Below are 3,151 nucleotides of genomic sequence, written 5' to 3'. Positions count from 1 at the left end.
TTATCTTCAACAGGCTATCCTAATTTAACGAAATACTTTCTATCTAACAAAATCATATGATTAGTATTAGTAATTCTTTGACTTTCAGTAGTCCAGCACTGGATTTACGACTGAATATTTGTAAGTTTATGATATGAGGAAACAATTATTGGTTGCAGGACTAACTGGTTTGATGATGACCGGGAGCGCCATTTCTGCGCCCTTGGTATTTAAGGACAAAAAGAAGCATAGGAAAACTGCCACGCAGCCCGTGGCACAACAGCAGGATAAAGCCTCTCAGTGGGCAGATAGTGTGTTCCAGTCCCTCACCCCCGATGAACGCATCGCACAACTGATCATGATAAGAGCCCACTCCAATCTGGGTCCCGATCATGTGAACGCAGTCATAAAAGATATACAGGATAATAAAGTAGGTGGCGTTATATTCTTCCAGGGCGGCCCGGTAAGACAGGCAGGGCTGACCAACTACTACCAGTCTATTTCTAAAGTACCTTTACTGGTGGCCATAGACGGTGAGTGGGGCCTGGGCATGCGCCTGGACAGTGTTATTTCCCTGCCCCGTAATATGATGATAGGTGCTGTACAGGATACGGCACTGGCCTACGATGCAGGAAAACTGATGGGCGAGCAATGCCGCCGCCTGGGTATCCATATTGACTTTGCTCCCGATATGGACGTGAATAATAACCCGGCTAACCCGGTAATCAATGACCGCTCCTTTGGGGAAAACAAATACCAGGTAGCCCGCATGGGCGTAGCCACCATCAGAGGGATGCAGGATGCCGGCATAATGGCTTGCGCCAAGCATTTTCCCGGTCACGGCGACACTAATGTAGATTCACATCTCGACCTGCCTACCATCAATAAAACAAGGGAACAACTGGATTCACTGGAGCTATATCCCTTCCGCGAAGCCATTGCTGCCGGTGTGGGATCTATTATGATTGCTCACCTTTATATCCCATCTATCGATAAAAAACCAAATACGCCCACCTCCATTTCTTACAATGCCGTTACAAAACTGCTGAAAAATGAACTGGGGTATAAAGGACTGATCGTCACCGATGCACTCGAAATGAAAGGCATCGCAAAATTCTATACCAAAGGACAGGAATCCTTACAGTCGCTGCTCGCCGGCAACGACCTGATGATATTACCTTCTACTGCTGCTGGTAGCGTAGATGCCATCAAAAAAGCCATAAAAGCCGGTAAAATTGACCAGGATGAAGTAGACAGCCGCGTAAAGAAAGTATTGCGCGCCAAATACAACCTGGGATTATGGAAGCCACAACATATTGATACCAACAACCTGGAGGCCGATCTGAACGCCAATACAGACGCGCTGCGTAAACGCATAGCCGAAAGCGCCATCACATTGGTACGCAATGATAAAAAACTGGTGCCTTTTTCTCCGGCCATGACCCAGCAAAAGCTGGCCGTTATTGCAGTAGGAGCCGATGCCAGCAATACTTTCCTGCAAACAGTGAAAGAGTATAAACCAGGCACAGATGCATTTATTTTTACTTCCCGTCAGTCGGTAGAGCAGATTGCGCCCATTGTATCCCGTATCCAGCGCGACTATAAGGCGGTAATTATCAGCCTGCACGACTACAGCCGTCGTCCTGCGAATAATTTTGGGCTCAGCATGGCAGAACGACTCATTATCAGGCAGCTGCAATCCGAGATGCCTTCTGTAACTGTAGTATTTGGCAACCCTTATGCCATCCAGTATTTCTGCGATGCTCCCGCCATCATTGCGGCCTATGAAGATGATAGTACCACACAAAAAGTAGCTGCCGATCTTTTGTTTGGTAAACTGGGGCCCACCGGCAAATTGCCCGTAACGGTATGTCCTGCGCTGCCCTCCGGCACCGGGATCACTTATAAGGTGAACCAATTTACCATTTTACCGGTAACCACCGCCAAAGAAGCCGGCCTGGATGAACAGACTTTAGTGAAGATTGACGGATTTGCCAATGATATGATTGCCCGCGGCGCCGCTCCAGGTGCGGAGGTGCTGGCCATGAAAGATGGGAAAGTGGTGTATAACCGCTGTTTTGGTCATTATGAATATAATAAAGCAGAGCCGGTATCACCGCAATCTATCTACGACCTGGCTTCCGTTACCAAAATATGCGCCACCACACTGGCGGTCATGCGCCTGTACGATGAAGGAAAACTGAATCTGGACGCCTCATTGGGCGTATACCTGCCCGTGGTGCTGGGAACAGACAAAGCAGGATTGCGCATCCGCGATATTTTATTGCACCAGGCAGGGCTGGTGCCTTTCATTCCTTTTTATAAAGAAACATTGTATCCCAGTGGCTATCCGGATACGATCATTTATCATACGGAACCAGATCCTTCCCATACTATCCGTGTAGCGGACCATATGTACATGGAAAACAGTTATGTGGACACGCTCTGGAAAAAGATCCTGGATAGTAAGCTGTCGCCCCATCAGGGCTATGTTTACAGCGACTGTGATTATATTTTTCTGGGAAAAATTGTGGAGCAGCTGAGTGGTAAAAAGCTGAACGACTATGTGCGGGAAACATTTTATGCACCTATGGGATTGGCTACCACCGGCTTTTTGCCAAGAGAGCGATTCACCTTATCGGAAATTGTGCCTACCGAACATGAGTCTTCATTTCGTATGCAGCAGCTGCGTGGGGATGTACACGATCCCGGCGCCGCTATGTTTGGCGGCGTAGCTGGGCATGCCGGGCTGTTTTCCGATGCCAACGACCTGGGTGTGATTATGCAAATGTTACTGAATAAAGGCTCCTTTAACGGCGTACAATATATTAAGCCGGAAACGATAGAGCTGTTTACAGCGTATAACAGTACCATTAGTCGCCGTGGTTTGGGCTTCGACAAGCCGGAAAAAGACAATGCTACCCGCAGGGAACCTTATCCGGCCAAAAGTGCCTCTGCTGCTACATTCGGACATACCGGTTATACAGGTACCTGTGTATGGGCAGATCCTACTTCCGGCCTGGTGTTTATATTTCTGAGTAACAGGGTGTACCCTAACGGTGGCGCCAACACGAAATTAACGACGCTGCATACCCGCGAAAAAATGTTTGAGACGTTGTATGAAGCAACGGCAGCAGTTAGGAAATAGCTGAAAGCAGAAGGCATAAAGCAA

1 protein-coding gene is annotated in these 3,151 nt (G+C 48.0%); it reads left to right on the top strand.

The window, feature by feature from the left end:
* Nucleotides 1-133 precede the first annotated feature (133 nt).
* Nucleotides 134-3,127, top strand: a complete 2,994-nt coding sequence (locus VIP81_RS20970; protein WP_331965813.1) for a glycoside hydrolase family 3 N-terminal domain-containing protein — start codon at nucleotides 134-136, stop codon at nucleotides 3,125-3,127.
* The last annotated feature ends 24 nt before the right edge of the window (nucleotides 3,128-3,151 follow it).

The sequence above is a fragment of the Chitinophaga sp. genome (assembly GCF_036566945.1).
GTDB lineage: Bacteria > Bacteroidota > Bacteroidia > Chitinophagales > Chitinophagaceae > Chitinophaga.
This window is presented reverse-complemented; position numbering and strand designations above follow the sequence as displayed.

Bases quoted from the DNA above. Each gene is read 5' to 3' on its own strand.
- VIP81_RS20970 (WP_331965813.1), top strand. From the start codon at position 134: ATGAGGAAACAATTATTGGTTGCAGGACTAACTGGTTTGATGATGACC.